Origin of the sequence: Lacticaseibacillus jixiensis (assembly GCF_042847315.1) — a bacterium.
GTDB lineage: Bacteria > Bacillota > Bacilli > Lactobacillales > Lactobacillaceae > Lacticaseibacillus > Lacticaseibacillus jixiensis.
The window spans coordinates 1-21,033 of sequence record NZ_BAAFPR010000003.1 but is presented as its reverse complement, the minus strand read 5'-3'; the positions used below and the strand labels follow the sequence as shown (position 1 = coordinate 21,033).

Here is a 21,033-nt window from a genome sequence, read left to right as displayed (position 1 = left end):
ACATGACATTTGTAGAATATGCTGATCTTGGCCAGCAAAGCATTGATAAACTGTTTGCTAGCGATGATCCGCATCAGTATGTCAATAATGTTTATCCTGTGCGATCAGCTCAGGATAACGCGATTTTTAATTATTGGTGGGTGGCACATTTGGTCGACACGCGGATCGATGGGTATCTGCGCGGTCAGAATCAAACTTATCGTCAAGGGGCCGAAGCGGCGTACTTGGCGAATAAGAACCGCAACTATGGGCGCTTAACGCATGAGTTCTATGACGACATGTTGTGGAATGCCTTGGCTGCACTGCGGTTATACGAAATCACCGGGAAGCAGACTTATCTCGATGATGCCAAAGATGTTTGCCAAGATATTTTCACGACTGGCTGGAACTTGGCAGCCGGTGGCGGCTTTGCTTGGAAGCGGACGCAGATCAATTACAAGAACACACCGGTCAATGGGCCGCTAATGATCTTGGCGCTGCGTTTGTACCAAGTGGATCCTGATCCTGTGTATCTCAAGACCAGCTTGGAGATCTTGCATTGGCTGCATTACACGCTGGTGGATCCAGTCACCGAATTTGTCAATGATGGGATCAACAGTCGTGGGACTAATGAAGTTGATCCATGGCAGTTCACGTATAATCAAGGCACCTATATCGGCGCATTAGTCGAGTTCTATCATGTAACGCGAGACCCGCGTTACTTGGACAAGGCGCTTAAATGTGCCAAGACGGCCATTAAGACCTTCGCGCCGGAAGGGATCTTGTTGGATGGCGGCGACGGTGGAGATGCTGGGTTGTTTAAAGGAATCTTATACCGTTACATGGTGTTGTTATACAAGGCGAGTCACGAGGAATTTCTCAAAGACTTCATCTTGAATGCAGTACAGGTATTGGTGAAGAATGACTTCATCGAAGAGACGTTAATGGCTGATCGTAATTGGCAGCCATATCAGGAGGGTCAAGCGATCCTCTTATCAGACGAAGTAGGTGCTGTCATGTCGCTTGAAGCTGCTGCCGCAATCGAATGATTAACTGATAGCTATCTACTAATTGTAGGTAGCTATCTTTGCGATAGGGGAAACTTCGCGTCACTTAATTTATAAAAAGCTCAAACGCACGTGCAATGATGCGCGGGAAATGATGAGGTGGAACATTGTTTAGTCTAAGAAAATTGCAACAACAAACGCATTTGATCAAGGAATTCTGGGAGAATGAGTTACAAGACACTTATCAAGTCAGCATTTTCCACGATCAACGACCGACCCATACGACCTTACCAGAAGCGGCAGAATTTAGTGCTTTTGCCCCAGGCCAGCAATTCAGCGGCCATGACCAATATTATTGGCTGAAGTTTCCAGTGGTGGTGCCGGCATTGGCTGATGGTGCGCAATATCAAATCAATGTCCAGGTGCTAAGCAATCAAGATAATGGCAACTCGATCGCTGAAGGCATGGTGTTTGCCGATGGCATGCCGATCCAAGCTGTCGATGGCAATCACCGCGACATCATGTTGGATGACAGTTACCGGTATCAGCAAGTGACCATCGCCATTTGCTTCTGGACAGGCTTAGGCAGCAATACCTTATATCCTGAGCCGGTTTATACTTATCACGCGATCCGCGGCGGCGTCTTTGATGCGGATGGTTATTACACCTGGCGTTATTTGGACGTCATGGCGCAAACCGTGGCTGAATTTGACGATGATGAACCGCTGAAGTATGCCTACTTGAATGTGATGAACCAAGTTGTTAAGTTATTCAACTTCGGGGCGCTGGGCCATGCGGCTTTTGCCGAGAATACCAAGCAGGCATTGGCATTGATCCATCAGTTCACCAAAGCGCATGCTGGCCAAGACAAGCAGTTCAACATTGCTGCAATCGGCCACACCCATATCGATGTGGCTTGGTTGTGGCGGCTGCAGCACACCAGAGAGAAGACTGGGCGCTCTTTTGCCACTGAATTGAGTCTGATGAAGCAATATCCTGAGTATGTGTTCATGCACAGCACGCCGCAAGTTTATGATTTCGTGAAGCATGATTATCCGCAGCTCTATGAACAAATCAAGCAGCGGGTCCAAGAAGGGCGTTGGGAGCCTGATGGGGCCACTTGGCTGGAACCGGATATGAATATTCCATCAGGTGAATCGATTACGCGTCAATTCTTGTATGGCGGGAAGTTCTTCAAACAGGAATTCAATGCCAAACAAACCGTGTTGTGGCTGCCTGATGTCTTCGGCTATTCCGCTGCTTTGCCGCAGATCATGCTGGGCTTTGATATTCATAACTTCATGACCACCAAGATCTCTTGGAACGATACCAACCACATGCCGCATGATACCTTCGATTGGGAAGGCATCGACGGCAGCAAGGTTTTGACCTACTTCATCACCACGGTTGATCAAGGCGACGACTACAAGCATGGTGACGGCTTCTTTGCCACCTATAACGGCCAGCTGACACCGCACAGTGTCTTAGGCAGTTACCATCGCTATCAAGACAAGCTGCAAAACGACGACTTGCTGTTGTCGATGGGTTACGGCGATGGCGGCGGCGGCCCAACTCGGGAAATGGTCGAAAACGAACAGATCATGAACGAGCTGCCAGGTTTGCCAAGCGTGCACCCGACACGGGTCGACGATTTCTTCAAGCAGCTGCGGGCGAACTTTGCCGCTAGCGGCCAGGCGGTACCGCAATGGGCTGGGGAGTTATACTTCGAATATCACCGCGGGACCTATACGTCACAAGCGCGAGTCAAGAAAGAAAATCGCCAACTCGAATATGCCTTGCGGGCGTTGGAGATCCGCGCCACTGAGGCACAGGTCTATGCCAATGTGCCTTATCCGGCGGAAAAGATCCAAGCACTATGGCAAATCGTGATGCGCAACCAGTTCCATGATATCCTGCCAGGGTCTTCGATCCATGAAGTCTATACCGATAATGCGGCAGAATATCAGCAGGCTTTTGCCGGCATCAAGGCGTTGAATGCTGATTTGGATCAAGCCTTGCGCGGTCAGCTTGAAACGGCCTTGACGGTGCGCAATGATTTGGCTTGGGCGCGCCAAGCGGTGATCACCGTTGACCAACCTAATGCTGGACATTATGAAACCGAAGATGGCACCGTATTGACCAGTGTGCGGCAAGGCACTGCGCTGATCGTGCAAACGCCAGTGGTACCGGCGTTAAGTGAAATGACGTTGAAGTTCGTGGCAGGCGCAGATGCCACTGACGCATTGCCAGCTGAAACTGCTGGCCAAGGCGTTGAAACGGCGCAATATCGGGTAACTTGGGATGCAAGCGGCGTGTTGACTTCAGTGTATGACAAGACCAATCAGCAAGAAGTCATCAATAGCTTGGGAGGCAACCGCTTAACAGTTTATGAAGATCGGCCGCTGGATTGGGACAATTGGAACATCGACGCCGACTATGTGGACAAAGCCACCCAGCTGCAGGCCAATCAGGTTCAAGTCACGGAATATTCAGCTTTGCGTACTGTGGTCACGTTCACTTATCGCTTCCAAGCCTCAACGATCACCCAACAAATGATCTTAACTGCAGGCTCGCCGCGCATCGACTTTGATACCAAAGTGCAATGGCATGAACACCATCAACTATTGCGGGTCGCTTTTGACACAACGGTGCAAGCCAATGAAGCCACTTATGACATTCAATATGGCAATGTGCGCCGCTCGACACATCGCAACACGTCTTGGGACGTGGCCAAGTTTGAAACAGTTGGCCACAAGTGGGGCGATTTGTCCCGGCCGGATTATGGCGTGGCGCTGCTTAACAATGCCAAGTATGGCTATGACATCACCGAACATACCTTGTCGCTGTCTTTGATCAAGTCAGGCCAAGGCCCAGATCCAGAGGCGGATCAAGGCACGCACCACTTCACCTACAGCCTGCTGCCACATCGCGGCAACTTTGTTGAAGGCGGCGTGGAACAACAAGCCAGTGAATTGAACGTACCATTGACGCAAGCTGTTGGCCAAGTGGCAGATGATCAGCAAGCATTATTTGCCTTCGGTGCAGATCAGCTGCCAGTAGCAGTAGATGCCATCAAGCAAAGCGAAGACGGCCAGCGCGTGATCTTGCGCCTGCATGATTACAGTGGCGCTTGCTCGACCTTGAAGTTCAAGCCGCAATTTACTTATCAAGCAGCCGCATTGACTAATCTTGCTGAAGTGGCGCAACAAACCATTGCAGCTGTTGATGGCTGGTTTGAAATTTCGTTGAAGCCTTATCAAATCGTAACCGTTGCTTTTAGTCGCTAGGGATACGACCATTCAAAAGGGGTAAAGTCATGAATAAATTGCAACCACGTGCGCGATATTTCGATTACCAAGATCTGCAAAGCGCGTTGGCGTATCAAGAAGACGCTTCTTCATATGTGCATTCGTTGAACGGTACTTGGTCCTTTGCCTACCTGCCTAACCCGCGGGAGATCCCGGAAGCTTTCAAAACCGGCGATTACAGTGCAATCGATTGGCAATCGATCACAGTGCCAGGGCACATGGAGCTGCAAGGCTATGGCAAGCCGAATTACACCAACGTTGACTATCCAATTCCCGTTGCCGCCCCAGATGTGCCAGCAGAGAATCCAACCGGCTTGTATTATCGGACCTTCAACTATCAGCCAAGCTTGCCGCGGCAGATCCTGCGCTTTGACGGGGTCGATTCGATCTTCACCGTATGGCTCAACGGTAAGTTAGTCGGCGACGGTCACGGCAGCCGGTTGATGAGTGAGTTTGATATCACCGACTTGCTGGTGGCAGGCGAGAATTCGATCGCCATTGAAGTGGAGAAGTGGTCTCAGTATTCGTTTATTGAAGATCAAGATATGTGGTGGCTGGCAGGCATTTTCCGCGATGTCACTATTGTTGAAGCCGGCGAGTTGAATGATGTGCAAATCACGCCGGTATATGGTGCCAACGGCTGGGAAGCCAAAGTCGTCGTGGCCAGTGTGGCCAAAACCTTCACGCCGCTGCAAGCCACAGTATACTTCAAAGATACTGCGGTGGTGCAAACGACGTTGACCAGTGATACCACGCTGATCGCCATTCCAGATGCCAAAGAGTGGACCAATGAAACACCGAATCTCTACACATTGGTGCTGGAAGACGTGCCAGGTGCCGCGTTTGTACCGGTGCGCTTTGGGTTGCGCCGGGTGGAAATGATCAATTATCAGATCTGCTTGAACGGGGTGCCGGTGTTGTTTAACGGCGTCAATCGTCATGAGTTTGACCCGGAACATGGCCGTGCGCTGAGCAAGGCGTATATCCGCTCGGAAGTTATCCAAATCAAGTCCAACCACATCAACGCCATTCGCACGTCGCATTATCCAAACACCCCATATTTCTATGATGTGTGTGACGAACTTGGGGTATTGGTGATCGACGAATGCGATTTGGAAGCCCATGGCATGTGGGTCGCTGAAGTGCCAGCCAAGGATCCGTATTGGGAGGCAGAATTCGTCTCCCGCGGTCAGCGCATGGTCCATCGCGACTTCAATCACCCGTGTGTGCTGATTTGGTCGTTAGGCAACGAAAGTGATTTTGGCCCGAACTTCGTGGCGATGGCCAATGCCATGCGCCAAATCGATCCCAGCCGCTTGATCCATTATGAAGGCGATCGGCAAACCGAAGTGGCTGACATGTACAGCACCATGTACACCGGCGTTGAAGAGCTTGAACAACGCGCCGCCAAAGCCGGCCACCGCAAGCCGCAGATCTTGTGTGAATACGGCCACGCCATGGGTGCTGGGCCTGGGAGCTTGCAAGATTACCAAGACGTCTTCCAGTTGTATGACGGCTTGCAAGGCGGCTTCATTTGGGAGTGGAAAGACCATGGCATCAAAGTCGGTGACCGCTATGTTTGGGGCGGCGCCTTTGATGAACCAGTTAATGATGGGGTCTTTTGTATTGATGGCTTAGTGCGGCCTGATCGTAAGCCTTCACCAGGCTTGTTAGAATATGCCAAAGTCATTCAACCGTTGAAATTCTATGTGGCCCAAGACCATGTGGTGGTGCAAAGTTTGTATCACTATCGGACTTTGGATCAACTGGAATTGCAATGGCAGCTGCAAGTGCAAGGCCAAACTGTGGCAGACGGCCGCATCACTATGCAGCCGCTGGGGCCTGGCGAATTGTCTGAGGTGATGGCCTTGGCGGTCCCAGATGCAACCGGCGCTGATGTGTATTTGAACCTGGCGGTGGTGACCACAGCCGCTTATGATGTCTTTGCGCCTGGCAGTGTGATCGCCAGTGAGCAAACGCCTTATCAGCAATTGGCCACAGACGATGGTGAAGACGTGACTGTTGCCACCACGCCGGCGAGTGTCACCTTGACCCAAGGCGCTCAAACGGTGGTGATCGATCGCGGTACTGGCAATATCAAGCAGTTGACCAACGGTGAAAGCGCACTGCTGGCTGGCGAAATGGTCTTGAATCTTGACCGCGCCCCGATCAGCAACGAGATGAATGTCGTGCAAGCCCGCAAAGATAAGCGCATCGCGACGTTGTTCACCCGCTGCAAAGGATTAACTGTCACAGCTAGCGGCGATGCGGCAATGGTCTTGCTTCGCCAGCGCATCCAGCCGCCGGTGCTGGGTTGGGGGATCGAAGTCGCCGCTCAAGTTTGGTTGACGCCAGCCGGGTTGACGGTGCATACCCAAGCCTGGTTTGACGGCGATAAGCCTAAAGAAGTGCCGCGGATCGGCTATCAGCTGCCACTTTCTACAACGATCCAAGCCGTTGATTGGTTCGGCCGCGGCCCTGAGGAAAGTTATCCAGACAGCTTAGATGCTGCTCCGGTTGGCCGCTATCAAAAGACCCGCGCACAATGGGGCTTCCCGTATGTGGTGCCGCAAGAATCAGGCAACCGTATGGCGGTGCGCCAAGCAACGATCACCACTGCGGCTGCGCCAACTTTGGCCATTGATGCGTTGACCCCATTAAACCTGAATGTGGTCGGCGGCGATGGCCAACCGCTTGGCGCTCAAGCAAACGACGCCGTGCGCATTGACGCGCGGGTCCAAGCGCTTGGCAGCAACTCTTGTGGGCCGCGGCCGTTGGAGCGTTATCGCGCATACAGCGACCCGATCGACTACACGTTCACGTTAAGATTGGAGTAGTGTGATGACTTATCAAGCAGACACCAAGCGGTATGAGACGATGCAATATCGGCGCGTCGGTACCAGCGGGTTGAAACTATCAGCTTTATCATTAGGCTTATGGCATAACTTTGGGGATGTGGATCGCTTGGCCAATCAGCGTGCGTTGTTACATCGTGCGTTTGACCTGGGGATCACCAGCTTTGACATTGCCAACAACTATGGGCCAAGTGCCGGGTCTGCCGAGATCAATTTCGGCACGATCTTTAAAGAAGACTTCAAGGCGTATCGCGATGAAATGGTGATTTCGTCCAAGGCTGGCTACTACATGTGGCCAGGACCATATGGCGAATGGGGTTCGCGCAAAAGCATCATTGCCAGCGCCGATCAAAGCCTGAAACGGACGGGTTTGGAATATTTCGATATTTTCTATTCGCATCGACCGGATCCAGACACGCCTTTTGAAGAAACGGCACTGGCTTTAGATCAGCTCGTGCATCAAGGCAAGGCGCTATACATTGGCATTTCCAATTACTCACCTGCCCAAACCAAAGCGATCGCGGCGATTTTCCGCGAGTTGAAGACGCCTTATATCATCAGCCAGAATTGTTACAACATGTTCAACCGCGGGCCTGAAGAAGAAGGCTTGTTTGAGACGCTGACAGAAGGCGGTCAAGGCGGGATCGTCTTTAGCCCGTTGGCGCAAGGCTTGTTGACTGGGCGCTATCTCAATGGGATCCCAGAAGATTCCCGGGCCAACCGCAAAGACAGTCCGTTCTTGTCGGCAGATGATGTTGCGCGTAAGCTTGACCAAATCAAGGCCTTGAACGCCATCGCCGAGTCCCGCGGACAAACGCTGGCAGACATGGCTTTGGCGTGGGATCTGCGCCAGCCGGCAGTAGCCAGTGTGATCATCGGGGCCAGTCGCGTCAGCCAAATTGAAGACAACGTCAACGCGTTGGCAAAGCTGGAATTCAGCGGCGATGAATTGGCGGCGATCGATCAGATCCTGACAGAATGATGAGGATACAGCCAATGACAACTTTACTCACGACTGGGGCTAAGCACTTCATCGATGACATCACCAAGCGATGCGGTGCTGAGCACGCCAATTGGGCGGAAGTCTTCGCCCATGTCTATACTGATACTTTAGAGAATGCTTTATTGCCTGATGGCGACCAGCGCGTCTTTGCCTTAACCGGAGATATTCCGGCGATGTGGCAGCGCGATTCCACTGCCCAAGTCCGGCCGTATTTAGTGCCGGCGCAATCAGATCCGGAATTGGCTGAGGTGATTGCTGGGGTGATCCGGCGGCAATTGTTCAACATGCAACACGACCCTTATGCCAATGCGTTCAACCAAACCGCCAGCGGTGCCGGCCATCAAGATGACGAAACGGTGATGAGTCCTTGGATCTGGGAGCGCAAGTATGAACTGGATTCGTTGTGTTATCCAGCCCAATTGACCTACTTGTTCTGGCGCAACACCGGCCGCACCGATTTATTTGACGACGATTTCCAAGCGGCGATCAAACAAATGGTGCGGGTGATCCGCCAAGAGCAAGATCATGAACATTCTGCTTACCGCTTCCAGCGGCACAACGGGATCGCCAGCGACACCTTGCAAGACGGCGTTGGTGCACCAGTGGCTGCAACTGGGATGAGCTGGAATGGGTTTCGGCCGAGCGATGATGCTTGCACCTATGGGTATTTGATCCCGGCGAACCTGTTTGCCGCAACGACGCTTCGGCAATTGGCGACGATTTACCGCGAAGTCTTGAACCGCTTTGATGTGGCAGAAGAGTTGGAAGACTTGGCTGCCACCATTCATGATGGGGTGCTGGCTGCCGGGTTGACCACCAATGCTGCCGGTGAGCAGGTGCTGGCTTATGAAGCAGATGGCTTAGGCCATACGACCTTGATGGATGACGCCAATGTGCCGAGTTTGTTGAGCCTGCCTTATCTTGGTGCCATTGACGCCCAAGATCCGTTGTACCAAGCCACTCGGCGCACGATCTTAAGCACAGAAAATCCGTATTACTATACCGGCCGCCATGCGTCAGGCATTGGTTCGCCGCACACGCCAGCGCATTATGTGTGGCCGATTGCCTTGGCGATGACCGGTTTGACCAGTGACGATCAACAAGCCAAAGCCGATATTTTGGATCAATTGGCGGCGACCACTGCCGGCACCGGGCATATGCATGAAAGCTTTAATGTGGATGATCCAGAAGCCTTCACGCGGCCGTGGTTCTCTTGGGCGAACATGATGTTTTGCGAATTGGTCATGGATTATTATGGCTTGCGCGTGAAATACTAAGCAAACATGAGGTGGCGGCCGGAAGCAATTGGCTGACGCAGAAAGAAGGAAGAACATGTTGAAACAAGCGGTGCTTGGCCAAATCGACAACCGGCCGGTGCATGCCTATACGGTTACCAATGCCCATGGCGTGGAAATGACCGTCTTAGATTACGGGGCGACTTGGGATCGGTTGGCGATTCCCACGGCGCATGGCTTGCAGAACCTGTTATTGAATGTTGATGTGGCGACTTACGCTGGTGATAAGGCGTATTTTGGCAAAGCGCTGGGCCGCTTCTCCGGGCGAATTGGAAAAGACCAGCTGATCATATCGGGTAAGCCTTGGCCGCTGGTGCCTAATGAAGATGGTACGACTTTGCATGGTGGACCGCGTGGGTTCAGCAATCTGTGGTGGGATGCAGAAGCTGCTGATGACCATGTGACTTTCAGCCGGGTGATCCCCAGTGACTTAGACGGCTTTCCTGGTGATTTAGCCGCGACGGTGACGTATACGCTGACTGATGCTGATGAAGTGGTGATCGACTTCACCGGGGCCAGCACCGCAGATACTGTGTTTAATCCGATGAATCACGCCTATTGGAATTTAAATGCTGAAGATTCAACTATCGAGAACCATGTGTTACAGCTGCGCTCCAGCAAGCGGTATGCGTTGGCGGATAACAAAGTACCAACTGGGGAAGTGTTGGATAATTCAAACACACCGTATGATTTCACTAGTGGTGTTTCGGTAGGTGATGCGGTCGCACAACTGCAAGATATTCCGGAACAAGGCTTTGATGATATCTTTGCCATTGATAAACACACCGTGGATGAACCGGTGGCCACACTGCAAGCTGGCGGGATCAAGGTGGATTTCTACTCAAATCGCAATGCCTTGGTGTTGTTTACCAGCAACCATTTCGATGATAGTTTCCATTTTGTCGACAAGACGTCGCGGCAGTATATCGGCATCGTCTTGGAGCCGGAAACCACGCCGCTGGCGGCGGTGGCCCCGGCGTTTGGGGATGTGTGGCTGCGACCTGGGGAAGTAAGACATGAGCAGGCACGGTATGCGGTGAAGTGGTAAGAATATGATGGAACGGCGCGCACACTTGTTGTGGGCGCTGTTTCTGCAGTTGCTTGGATCAGTGCCTGATGTGGTTAATTATCAGGCTTGAACCTAAAAAATTTGGTCTGGGAAACTAACATGCTTACGCCATAATTTGGAGAAGTATCAGCTGTTATCTGTTGCGATAAAAAGTGGGAGGGACATTGTGTTATATCCTAAAAGTCAAACAACCAGCATGGACCCGCAAGTTTTCACTGCGCCTGGTCCAGAATATCGCGGGGCGCCGTTTTGGGCGTGGAACACCAAGCTTGATCAGACAATGTTGATCAAGCAGATCCACTATTTCAAAGAAATGGGGATGGGTGGGTTCCACATCCATGTCCGGATCGGATTAGATACGCCGTACTTAGGGCCAACCTTCATGGCAGACGTCAAGGCCGTTGCGCAGGAGGCCAAACAGGAACATCTGTTGACGTACTTGTATGATGAAGATCGCTGGCCTTCTGGTTATGGCGGCGGCAAGGTCACGCAAGATCCGGCGTTTCGCAGCCGTTATTTGGTGTTGACGCCGGTTGCCAATGAAGATCGTCCGCCACATGACGATTTCTTCATTTCTAGTGCCGAGGTGGTGTCTAATGGCCATGGTAAGCTGCTGGCTCGCTATGCTGTCACGCTTGAAGACGGGGCTTTGGCCAGTTATCGGCGCTTGGCTGATGACGAAAGCAGCACGGACTGTTGGTATCTGTACCTAGAAGTCGCCGAGCCCAGCCCTTGGTTCAACAATCAGACTTATGTAGACACCTTGAACAAGGCGGCCACACAGAAATTCATTGAAACGACGCATGAAGCGTATGCCAAAGTGCTAGGTGATGAATTCGGGGCGGAAGTGCCTTCGATTTTTACCGATGAACCACAGTTTGCCCATGAAACCACGCTTGAATCAGCTACTGATGAGCATCCGGTTATTCTGCCGTTCACCGAGCAATTTCTAACGCTTTATGCCGATAAATATGGCGCTGATTTTCTGGATACGATCCCGGAACTGATTTGGGAGCGGGCTGATCAGCAGCCGTCTGTGGCGCGGTTCCGTTACCATGATGAAGTCGCGGAATTGTTTGCTTCGGCGTATGCGGATACGCTGGGCGATTGGACTCAAGCGCATGGGTTGGCGCTGACTGGGCATGTGATGGATGAGCCGACACTGGACAGTCAAACGCATTCTACTGGTGAGGCAATGCGTTCATATCGTGCCTTGCAGGTACCGGGCATTGACATGCTAGTGGATTCGCGTGAGTATACTACCGCTAAGCAGGCGCAAAGCGCGGCCCATCAGTATGGTCGCGAAGGCACGATGAGTGAAGAATATGGCGTGACCAATTGGGACTTCGACTTCCGCGGGCACAAGCTGCAAGGTGATTGGCAAGCGGCTTTGGGGGTAACTTTGCGCGTTTTGCATTTGGCGTGGGCCAGCATGGCTGGTGAAGCCAAGCGGGATTATCCAGCGTCGATTTTCTATCAGTCGCCATGGTATCAGGAATACAGAATGGTCGAGGATCATTTTGCTCGGGTCAACACGGCGCTGACGCGAGGCAAGCCGATGGTGAAAATCGGCGTGTTGCATCCTATCGATACTTATTGGCTGCATTATGGGCCATTGGATCAAACTGGGATGATTCGCCAAGAGTTGGAACGGCACTTTGAAGACGTGACCCGGTGGCTGTTGTTTGGCCAGCTAGACTTTGACTATATTTCCGAAGGCTTATTGCCTAAACAGTGGCGACAAGGCGATGATGCGCGGTTACACGTTGGTGAGATGGCGTATGACGTGGTGGTTGTGCCTGGGTGCGAAACTTTGCGCCACACGACCCTTGATGCGCTGGAACAATTTAAGGCGCAAGGCGGGCAAGTCATCATCATGGGTAATGATCCATATTTGGAAGATGCCGAACCATCGACTGCGGTGAAAACTTTTGCCGCCGGGTGCGCGCATATTCCGTTTGCCCAAACCGCGCTGCTTCAAGCACTGGCTTCGGTGCGGACCATCGAGATCCGCCGCGCAGACGGCACGCTGGCCAGCGATTATCTGTATCAAATGCGCCATGAAGCTGACGGTGATTGGATCTTTATCGCCAATGGCAAGCCGACGCCTAATCGTGATGTGCCGCGCGGCGAAACGGTAACGATCGCGCTGCCTGGCGCCGTGGCTGTGACGCGCTATGACACGCTAAGCGGCGCAATTACGCCGCTTAAGACAACTTATGATGGCAAAATGACCCGCATCACTTGGCGCTTGTATGATCAAGACAGCCTGTTATTGAAAGTAACGCTCCAAGCAGCCAGCGGGTCAGATCTGGTTGCCCTTAGAACTGTTCATTATGCGGCACGCACTGATTTAGTTGAGACAGTCCCAGTGACTTTGGCTGAGCCTAATGTTTGTGTATTGGACATGGCGGCATCGCGCTTCGATGATCAGCCGTGGCAGCCAGCAGAAGAGATCTTGCGCATCGATAATCGCCTGCGCGCTAAGCTTGGCTGGCCGCTGCGGATGGAGGCCTTTGCACAGACTTGGGTCGATCAAACGCCTGAACCGGTGGCCCACCATCTGACGCTTAAGTTTACTGTGCATAGTCAGGTACACGTTGCACAGCCGCAGTTGGCCTTAGAAGAGGCTTCAAGTGCGCAGATCACGATTAATGGGCAACCAATCGACACGCAACTCAGCGGGTATTATGTTGATGAAGCGATTCAACGCGTGGCCTTGCCTGATCTTGAGATTGGTACCACAGAAATCGTGGTGACGATGCCTTACACACATAAGACAAATGTCGAAGCGATGTACCTGTTAGGTGATTTTGGCGTGCAAGTTGCCGGTGCAGAAGCGACTTTGACTGATCCGGTTAAGTCATTGGCATTTAGTGATTATGGACCGCAGGGGTTGGCGTTCTACGGTGGCAATATTACTTATCACCTGCCGATCGAAGTTGACGCAGGGACGTATGATTTGCAAATCAGCAAGTTCCGCGCACCGGTGTTGAAAGTCGCCGTTGACGGTGTTGAGGTTGGCAACATTGCTTTTGCCCCATACACGGTGGCGCTTGGTCAGTTAACGGCAGGGCCACACGAAATCGCCATTACCGTGTATGGGAATCGGTTTAATACTTTCGGCACCATCCATAATTGTGATGATAACGAGCATGGCGCCGGGCCAAATTCTTGGCGGACGACTGATGAACGGTTCGCGTATGAATATCAGTTGAAGCCAGTGGGGATCTTGAAAGCCCCGGTGCTGTTGAAGCAAGTGGCGGAATAGCGATGACACCAACGCATGTCGGACCGTTGTTCATCGTGACTGGGGCAAGCGGCGTCGGCAAGACGACCTTGTGTGAAGTGCTGTTTCAGCAAGAGACTGAATACCTGGTGTTGGATAGTGACCTCTTATGGGAAGCGCGCTATGATACACCGCAAGACAACTACCGCGCGTTTCGCGAGCTTTGGCTGCTGATGTGCGCCAATATTAGCCAATGTGGGTTACCGGTGGTGTTGTGTGGTGCTGGCGTGCCGGAATCCTTTGAACAATGTGAGAATCGCCAGCTGTTTTCGACCATTCATTACCTGGCCGTTATCGCCGATGATACCGTGCTGGCGCAGCGGATGCGGGAAGGACGCGGGATCACTGATGCACGATGGTTAGCCAGTTCGCAAGCTTTCAATCAGTGGTTGCGGGTCCATGCCGCAGAGACTATGCCGCCGATCACCTTGCTTGACCATAGTGGGGATGCCATCCAAGCAGATGCCGCCAGGATCGATGCATGGGTGAGGGGCTGGCTAAGCCATAGCGCAAGAACTTAATTCGATAAAACCAATCATACCCAGCAGCTGAACGCGGCAAACGCGCGCAGCTGCTGGGTATTTAATGCGCGCCGACTCCTGCAATTGTAAATATTGTAAAAAGTTAGAAAAACGCTTGCATATACTTTCTGGCGGTGGTATTTTATACTTGCTCAACCGCATAGGGGAGAGGAGACGAACGAAGGCCAAGATCGTCTGTACGCCAAACCCCGAAACAGGCCGGTCTGGCACGAATGAGTTCTGCTCAGGAGTGTGGCCTGTTCCCCCAGAGCGCGCGCTATGAAGCCCGGTCTCCTAGTCCACGGGCAATGCCAGGGCGTACAACAGGACCGTATCACGACCACCTCAGCTGGAGTAGGCTTACGAAGGCTGGGTACTTAAATGAATAATGATTGGCAGGGCAAGAAGATAAGAAAGAAATCGCCTGCTGCGACGAAGCTCCACGATGGGTGAAGGCCCGATCGTGTATTCGTTATGTCTAGAGTTCCGATATCGCGGCTCAGCAGAGATTACTGTTGAGCCGCGATTTTTTTTCTACCGCTAGTCAAGCACAAATCCCGATATTACACACTTTTCTTGTACTTTTCACTGGTGGATCTTATGCGCAGATTGGGGATGTGCTTGTGGTTTGGCAAGATTAATCCTTATATTCAAGATTTTGAGTACACCAAACAGACCTAAGCTATTGTCATTTTTCACCTTAGGGGATTACACTATACACGTAATCAGATGCCTTGACGCTAGACGCCGTACTGATACATCTGGTTCGTTGTTACGAGATGGTAAATCGTTCGTAGTAGGCGACCCATCGCGGCGATCGCAACTTTCTTAGTGCCAACGGGTTTCCCGTTGACTTGAGGAAGTTGCTTTTTTCGTTTCTGATAGAAATCGTTGATATGGTTTGGCTGCGTAGTTGCGGCACTGGCGATGTTTGAAATAGCACGATACAGAATTGCTCTGGCAATATGATTACCGCGTTTGCTGATGTGATCTGAGGCGATGAAGTTACCAGACTCATAGTGGCGCAAATCAATGCCCACAAATGCATTCAGCTTGTTACTGCTACCAAAGCGGCGAATATCACCAAGCTCACCAATTAGGCGAACGACAGTCTTCTCGGCAAAGCCGGGAATGCTGAGGAGAATCTCGAACTCAGGCAGTGGTTTAGCCAATACAGTCATCCGTTTAATAATTTTGTCTTTGAGGGCATCAAGTTCGGCTACACGTTGAGCGTGATAACGCGTTTGATCAGGTGCTGGTGACGCCACGGCAGATGCTGGGTAGGAGCACCGTCCCAATTCAAGCAAGTGAACCGCCAACCGCTTTGCCTTAGGCAAAGCGAGCCGATTATTCGTCTCAACGAGATGTGTCGCAATTTCATCAGCTGAATGATCGTTGAGTAAATCTGGGTGTGGATATTCTTGAACGATATGCCAGTACAACTTCCCGGTGGCTTTACTGGTGATTTGTTCAACCTCAGGAAAAGTCAGTTGGAGAACCCGATGTAATCGGTTCTTTTCACGTACTAGATCCGAGTTGATTTGCTGATAGAAGCGGCTGAGATCCATTAAATCATGGTAAACAGGCTTCTGATAATACGTCAGGCGGCGTTTAAAGATAAACTGCGTCTCTGCTAAATGTAGTGCGTCATTCTTATCTGTTTTACGTGTTCGCAGTCCGTCCAATTGTTTCTTGGCAGCGAGAGGGTTGAGCATAGTATAGCGATAACCTTGCTCGTCTAAGAAACGGTTGAGACGCTTTGAATAGACCCCTGTGGCTTCGAACACGATTTGTGGCTCAACATAGTCCTTTAGTCGCTTAAGCAGCTTTTGGAAGCCAAACCAGTCATTATCAATGCTACCTTCCCAAACCGTGACTTGTTCATCGACAATCGCAACTTCAGAAGTTGCTGCACTGACATCAATACCAAATGCTACGGTCATTACGAACACCATCCTTTGGTTTTTTTGTGAGGTACACCATCAAACTAATTTTCAATACTCGGCTTAAAGGCCAACAGACTACGAACAGATTTTCTGATGGTGCGGTGAAGTTGCCATTTTGTGTTGCGACGTCAAGCGTCAAAAAGACCTACGACAGGTCAACTTCACCACTTTAGCAGAAAACTAAAGTGGTGAAGAACGATTCCGTCGAATCATTCTTCACCACTAAGGTTAGTCTGTTTGTGTTGAATGGTGGGCGTTACTTGGTTGGGTGCGCTGTTTTCGATTGCAACAGCCCTGACTTGAGTTGCGACCAAATGGCGTGTAGGCCAAACGCTGAAGCAAACGATAAGTACCAAGTCAGCAGGTATAAAAACAAGATACCGACCCAAGTGTTGCAGGTTGTCAGGTGCTTGCCTGTACATGGCGGCTATAAAATGTAGGAAAGCTGCATTTCAAGACCGCCCTTGACACTTGCCAAACCAAAGCCACAGGCATTCAAACCAGAAGACGTTAGATAAGTAGGCTTTGTAGGCAAAACCGGCGAACTTATGGACGAACTTGGTGAATGGCCTGCGTGCTTTGACTTGATACAGACATAAGGCGGAAAGCAAGCCGATCACGGCAAGGTCATATAGTGTCATGGAAAGCTTGTAGTAAGGTGTATTGGCGAGGTTGACGGAAGGTCGTAGCTGAATAGTTAGTGGTTAGACCGCCAGAAAGTCGCTAGGAATATGACAACCAATGCCGGCCACCAGTGCATAAAACACTACCAATTCTAAGGTGATGAAAACATAGTATCCCATCCATACACCGTGTGCTTAGTGGGTAATTTTCTGTCATCAGTGTGCTAATCTACGTGATTAACGACGAACCCTGACAAAGCTTAGACAAGCACTTGTTCGGCATTGACGCTATTGGGGAGCACAATTGCGGCTAATGAACGATTTATGCAATTAGTTACATCTTATACGGTTAGCATTACTTCTTCACCTCGTTGTTTGGAATTTAATATTGATACAGCGCCGAAACGTCTTGTTCAGTACTAGTCTATAAGGTGCATGTACAAGGTGAATTTACTTGATTCACTAGTATAACTCAATGAAATAGCACAGTATTGTCAAGGACGGTTTTGAAATGCTCGCCCGTTGCTACTTCATTATAGCCGCCATGTACACAGTATCTCGAGAATCGAATTTTTAAGAATCTGAGACAGTATTTTCGAGCAATTACTTAAGTACTTAACTAAATATAAATTGATGAATTATATGTATCACTCCAAATTGGCGGTGCGAATCCTCTATTTGGTTAGGTACTTACTTTCGTTCTATTGCACCAGTAATTGTTGTTTTCGGTAATTCAGAGGCGATATTCCCATGTAGCGCTTGAACTCATAGTGAAATGTTTTTACACTTTGAAATCCACAGGCTTCAGCAACTTCAGGCATCAGTGCATCACTGCTGACTAGAATAAAACTCGCTTTCATCAAGCGATAATCCAGCAGGAAACGTCCAAAAGTGCTGCCTGTATTTTTTTTGAAAAAGCGAGAGAAATATTGTGGATTGAACCCTACTATGGCAGCGATGTCTTCTAGCGTGATTGGTTGCCAGTAGTGATCATCGATATAGTCGTAAATTGTGTTAAGTTGATTGGTGGTGGTTTCTGCCTGTAGCGCATTACGGTCTAGTAACTGCAAAGGTAAACCTGCGATATATGGCAACCGGTGCACAAAACAGTCAAGTAATAAGTATAGGTTGCCGATTATTGTTGCTCGCATACCGGGATCGTCAGCAGCACGATGAAGAGCATTCAAAATAGTGCTAACGTTTTGCCTGACATCGGTAGGCCAATCTTGGCTGAATTGTGCGCGATGTGTTAAAGTTGCGTTGATTCCGGATAGAGTAGTCTGCATTAGCTGGCAATCGTAAATTGATAGATCAAATTGAAAAACGCGACGGAAACTGCTAGGTGTCGGCAGAAAATAATGTGGTTGTCCACTAGGAAGAAAGAAAATATCACCAGCGTTCAACGTAAAATTATGCCCTGCGACCCCTATTCGTGTCTGATTTGTTACAGCCTGGATGATTTCGATGGCTTTGTGTCGATGTGGGTAGACCACACCGTTGCCGTCACTCTCAAGTGTTTTGAATTGTAAAGGAGCGGTCCATTGCGGTAGTTCGATGTAAGTGGCCATGTTGCCTCCAACGAAGTCAATATTCGAGATAATAATGTTTGCTCAGTGGGAAGAAAATGGTGCCTAAGTTTATTACACTGAAGATGTTTTAAAATGATAGTTTATCGTTTGATTAGGAGGAAAAATATGACAGTACGGATTGGAATTATTGGTTGTGGTGGTATTGCTAATGGTAAACACTTGCCGGCTTTGAGTAAACTAGATGACGTGGCTCTGGTCGCCTTTTGTGATCTGATTCCAGAGCGCGCGGAAAACGCCTGTCGCAAGTACGGTGCAGAAGCAGCAACATGGTATACGGATTATCGAGAATTACTTAAACAACCGTTGGATGTAGTGCATGTGCTGACTCCCAATGCCGCACATGCACCGCTGACAATCGCTGCACTTGAATCCGGGTGCGATGTGATGTGCGAAAAACCGATGGCGAAAACTGCTGCTGATGCGCAAGCTATGCTTGATGCATCTAAACGTACCGGAAATTTGTTGACGATTGGTTATCAAAATCGTTTCCGTCGTGATTCACAATATTTGCATCAGGTCTGTGAAGAAGGCGGGTTAGGTAACATTTATTTTGCTAAAGCACATGCGGTTCGGCGTCGTGGTGTGCCGACTTGGGGGGTGTTCTTAGATAAAGAAGCCCAAGGTGGTGGTCCTTTAATTGATATCGGTACTCATGCGTTGGATTTAACGTTGTGGATGATGGACAACTATAAGCCAGAATATGTCGTAGGCCAGACCTATCGTAAGCTTGGCGACAATCCGAACAGTGCTAATTCACTTGGCCCGTGGGATCCAGCAAAGTTTACTGTTGAAGATTCCGCCTTTGGATATGTGGTGATGAAGAATGGTGCAACCATTTTTCTCGAGTCTAGCTGGGCGTTGAATACCCTAGATGTTAAAGAAGCGAAAACTTCATTATATGGAGATAAAGGTGGTGCTGATATGGATAGAGGCTTGACCCTCAATGGTGAGGATCACCAAGCGTTGTGGCAAGAAGATATCGACTTATCCACAGGTGGCGTGGCGTTCTTTGAAGGTGACAAGGTTGCTAGCGAGGCAGACATCGAAGCGCGGCAGTGGATTGACGCAGTAAAGATGCGCACGCAACCGGTGGTGAAGCCTGAGCAAGCCCTGGTTGTTACTCAGATACTCGAGGCAATTTATAAATCATCTAAAGAGCGGCGTCCTGTATACTTGACAGAGGTTGAATAGCCAGCAATATTACAAATTGTAATATATGTTGACATAACAACAAAGGTGCACTGGGGATTATTGTTCATCGTGGTCGGTATAGGTAACTAATGGAATTTTTCAAAAGAATGGTGCCAAAATGATATGGTGATATTAACGAGAATCTAATAACGAACTACTACGATTATGCGCCGATGAGACATATATCTTTGTGCGAAACCAATGAATATTCAGGGTGCTTGACGGCATCGCGGTGGAAGGCGTTTATAGTCGTACCGGATGGCATGAAATTGACTCAGGAGTAGTTTGCCAAAGTCTTTCGTAACCTAGTGAGGACTTGAAAGCTATATTGAACGTAATTATTACAAAATGCATGGTGACCAGTTTGATGTGATACTTGCCAGCGTAGTTGTAAGCATTTAACGTTCTGTGACGAAATCTATTGCTTCCAGTCAAAGCGTTTAAATCACCACTCTGTCACAATGTGTAGGACACATGATGTAATATACGGTACGTATTTACCGAAACATCATAAGATATACTTAGTTGGTTATTATGAAGGTTAAAAGCTACTTGATAACAAGGAGTCTGAATCATGAAATCTGGATTGCAACTGTACAGTGTTGGCGAAACGATGCGGCGAGATCCGTTGTCGACAATCGCTACGTCGGCGAAATGGATTATCAGGTTGTTGAATTTGCCGAATCTTTTAACCAAACGGCAACAACCTTTTGTCAGATAGTTGAAGCCGCCACGTTAGTTTAGACCAATTCGAAAATAATTTGCTGGCGGTCCTTGACTATGAAGGAGAACTGGGTAATCGTAACCTAATCGTGCCACGGATGGAATTTTCAACTCTTGAAGCGTGGTATGCCAAAATGGCCGAACTTGATCGATTGACAGATGCATTACATGCTCGTGGCTTCCATTGAATTTATCACAATCATGGACATGAACTAACGGTATTTTGTAACATCGATATTCTTGATGAAATGACTAGACGCACAAAACATGTGCAACTTGAAGTCGATACTTATTGGTTGGCATACACCAGTAAACCTGGATTATTCATAGAATTTCAAAAAAGCAGCGCAATCCCACGATTCACACGGGACTGCGCTGCTTTGGTGTTTCACCCATTGGGTGCGCCTATATGCTAAGGTTGAGTCAACGAAAACCATCACGAAAGCGAGGCTTCACACCATCTCAACTTTAACCAGCTTATCCCTGCAATGCAATACCAATGTGACTCTGACCGCCGACGGCGGTCAACTTTCAAATGATGCCGGGCTCGTTTTGTTCCAAGAGTTTCTTCATCGTATCAACTTTAGGCAACTTGCCAATCAGTGCCTCAAGTTACCAGACCAACGACGATTCTG

General features: G+C 49.8%; 11 protein-coding genes. 9 read left to right on the top strand and 2 right to left on the bottom strand.

Annotation, left to right across the window (positions count from 1 at the left end; genetic code table 11):
• Positions 1-2: 2 nt before the first annotated feature.
• The 8 genes from ACGG90_RS02555 (at position 3) to ACGG90_RS02520 (ending at position 14,326) form a co-directional block, all read left to right on the top strand.
• Positions 3-1,028, top strand: a complete 1,026-nt coding sequence (locus ACGG90_RS02555) for a glycoside hydrolase family 76 protein (RefSeq protein WP_390405464.1) — start codon at positions 3-5, stop codon at positions 1,026-1,028.
• Positions 1,029-1,153: 125 nt separating this feature from the next.
• A complete protein-coding gene (locus ACGG90_RS02550; protein WP_390405462.1) occupies positions 1,154-4,273 on the top strand; it encodes an alpha-mannosidase in 3,120 nt (1,039 codons plus the stop codon).
• Between the two features lie 29 nt (positions 4,274-4,302).
• Entirely contained in the window at positions 4,303-7,131 is a 2,829-nt protein-coding gene (locus ACGG90_RS02545) for a glycoside hydrolase family 2 TIM barrel-domain containing protein (RefSeq protein ID WP_390405459.1), read from the top strand.
• A gap of 4 nt (positions 7,132-7,135) precedes the next feature.
• Entirely contained in the window at positions 7,136-8,131 is a 996-nt protein-coding gene (locus tag ACGG90_RS02540) for an aldo/keto reductase (RefSeq protein WP_390405456.1), read from the top strand.
• Between the two features lie 14 nt (positions 8,132-8,145).
• The gene (locus ACGG90_RS02535; RefSeq protein WP_390405455.1) at positions 8,146-9,429 is read left to right on the top strand and encodes a glycoside hydrolase family 125 protein; all 1,284 of its coding nucleotides are present in this window, start codon (positions 8,146-8,148) and stop codon (positions 9,427-9,429) included.
• 55 nt (positions 9,430-9,484) lie between these two features.
• Complete coding sequence (locus ACGG90_RS02530; protein WP_390405452.1) at positions 9,485-10,495, top strand: aldose epimerase family protein; 1,011 nt, start codon at positions 9,485-9,487, stop codon at positions 10,493-10,495.
• A 187-nt stretch (positions 10,496-10,682) separates the two neighbouring features.
• Positions 10,683-13,787 (top strand): hypothetical protein, encoded by a 3,105-nt coding sequence (locus ACGG90_RS02525; protein WP_390405449.1) that lies wholly within the window; start codon positions 10,683-10,685, stop codon positions 13,785-13,787.
• Between the two features lie 2 nt (positions 13,788-13,789).
• Positions 13,790-14,326, top strand: coding sequence for an AAA family ATPase (locus tag ACGG90_RS02520; RefSeq protein ID WP_390405447.1), 537 nt, complete (start codon positions 13,790-13,792; stop codon positions 14,324-14,326).
• Between the two features lie 740 nt (positions 14,327-15,066).
• On the opposite strand, the gene ACGG90_RS02515 is transcribed toward ACGG90_RS02520, so the two are convergent.
• Together ACGG90_RS02515 and ACGG90_RS02510 are read right to left on the bottom strand one after the other, a co-directional pair.
• Positions 15,067-16,269 (bottom strand): IS110 family transposase, encoded by a 1,203-nt coding sequence (locus ACGG90_RS02515; protein WP_390405445.1) that lies wholly within the window; start codon positions 16,267-16,269, stop codon positions 15,067-15,069.
• Positions 16,270-17,596: 1,327 nt separating this feature from the next.
• Positions 17,597-18,463: a helix-turn-helix transcriptional regulator gene (locus tag ACGG90_RS02510; protein WP_390405442.1), complete on the bottom strand. Its 867-nt coding sequence runs from the start codon at positions 18,461-18,463 to the stop codon at positions 17,597-17,599.
• Positions 18,464-18,589: 126 nt separating this feature from the next.
• Here ACGG90_RS02510 and ACGG90_RS02505 point away from each other — a divergent pair, with 126 nt between their 5' ends.
• Positions 18,590-19,675, top strand: a complete 1,086-nt coding sequence (locus tag ACGG90_RS02505; RefSeq protein ID WP_390405439.1) for a Gfo/Idh/MocA family protein — start codon at positions 18,590-18,592, stop codon at positions 19,673-19,675.
• The last annotated feature ends 1,358 nt before the right edge of the window (positions 19,676-21,033 follow it).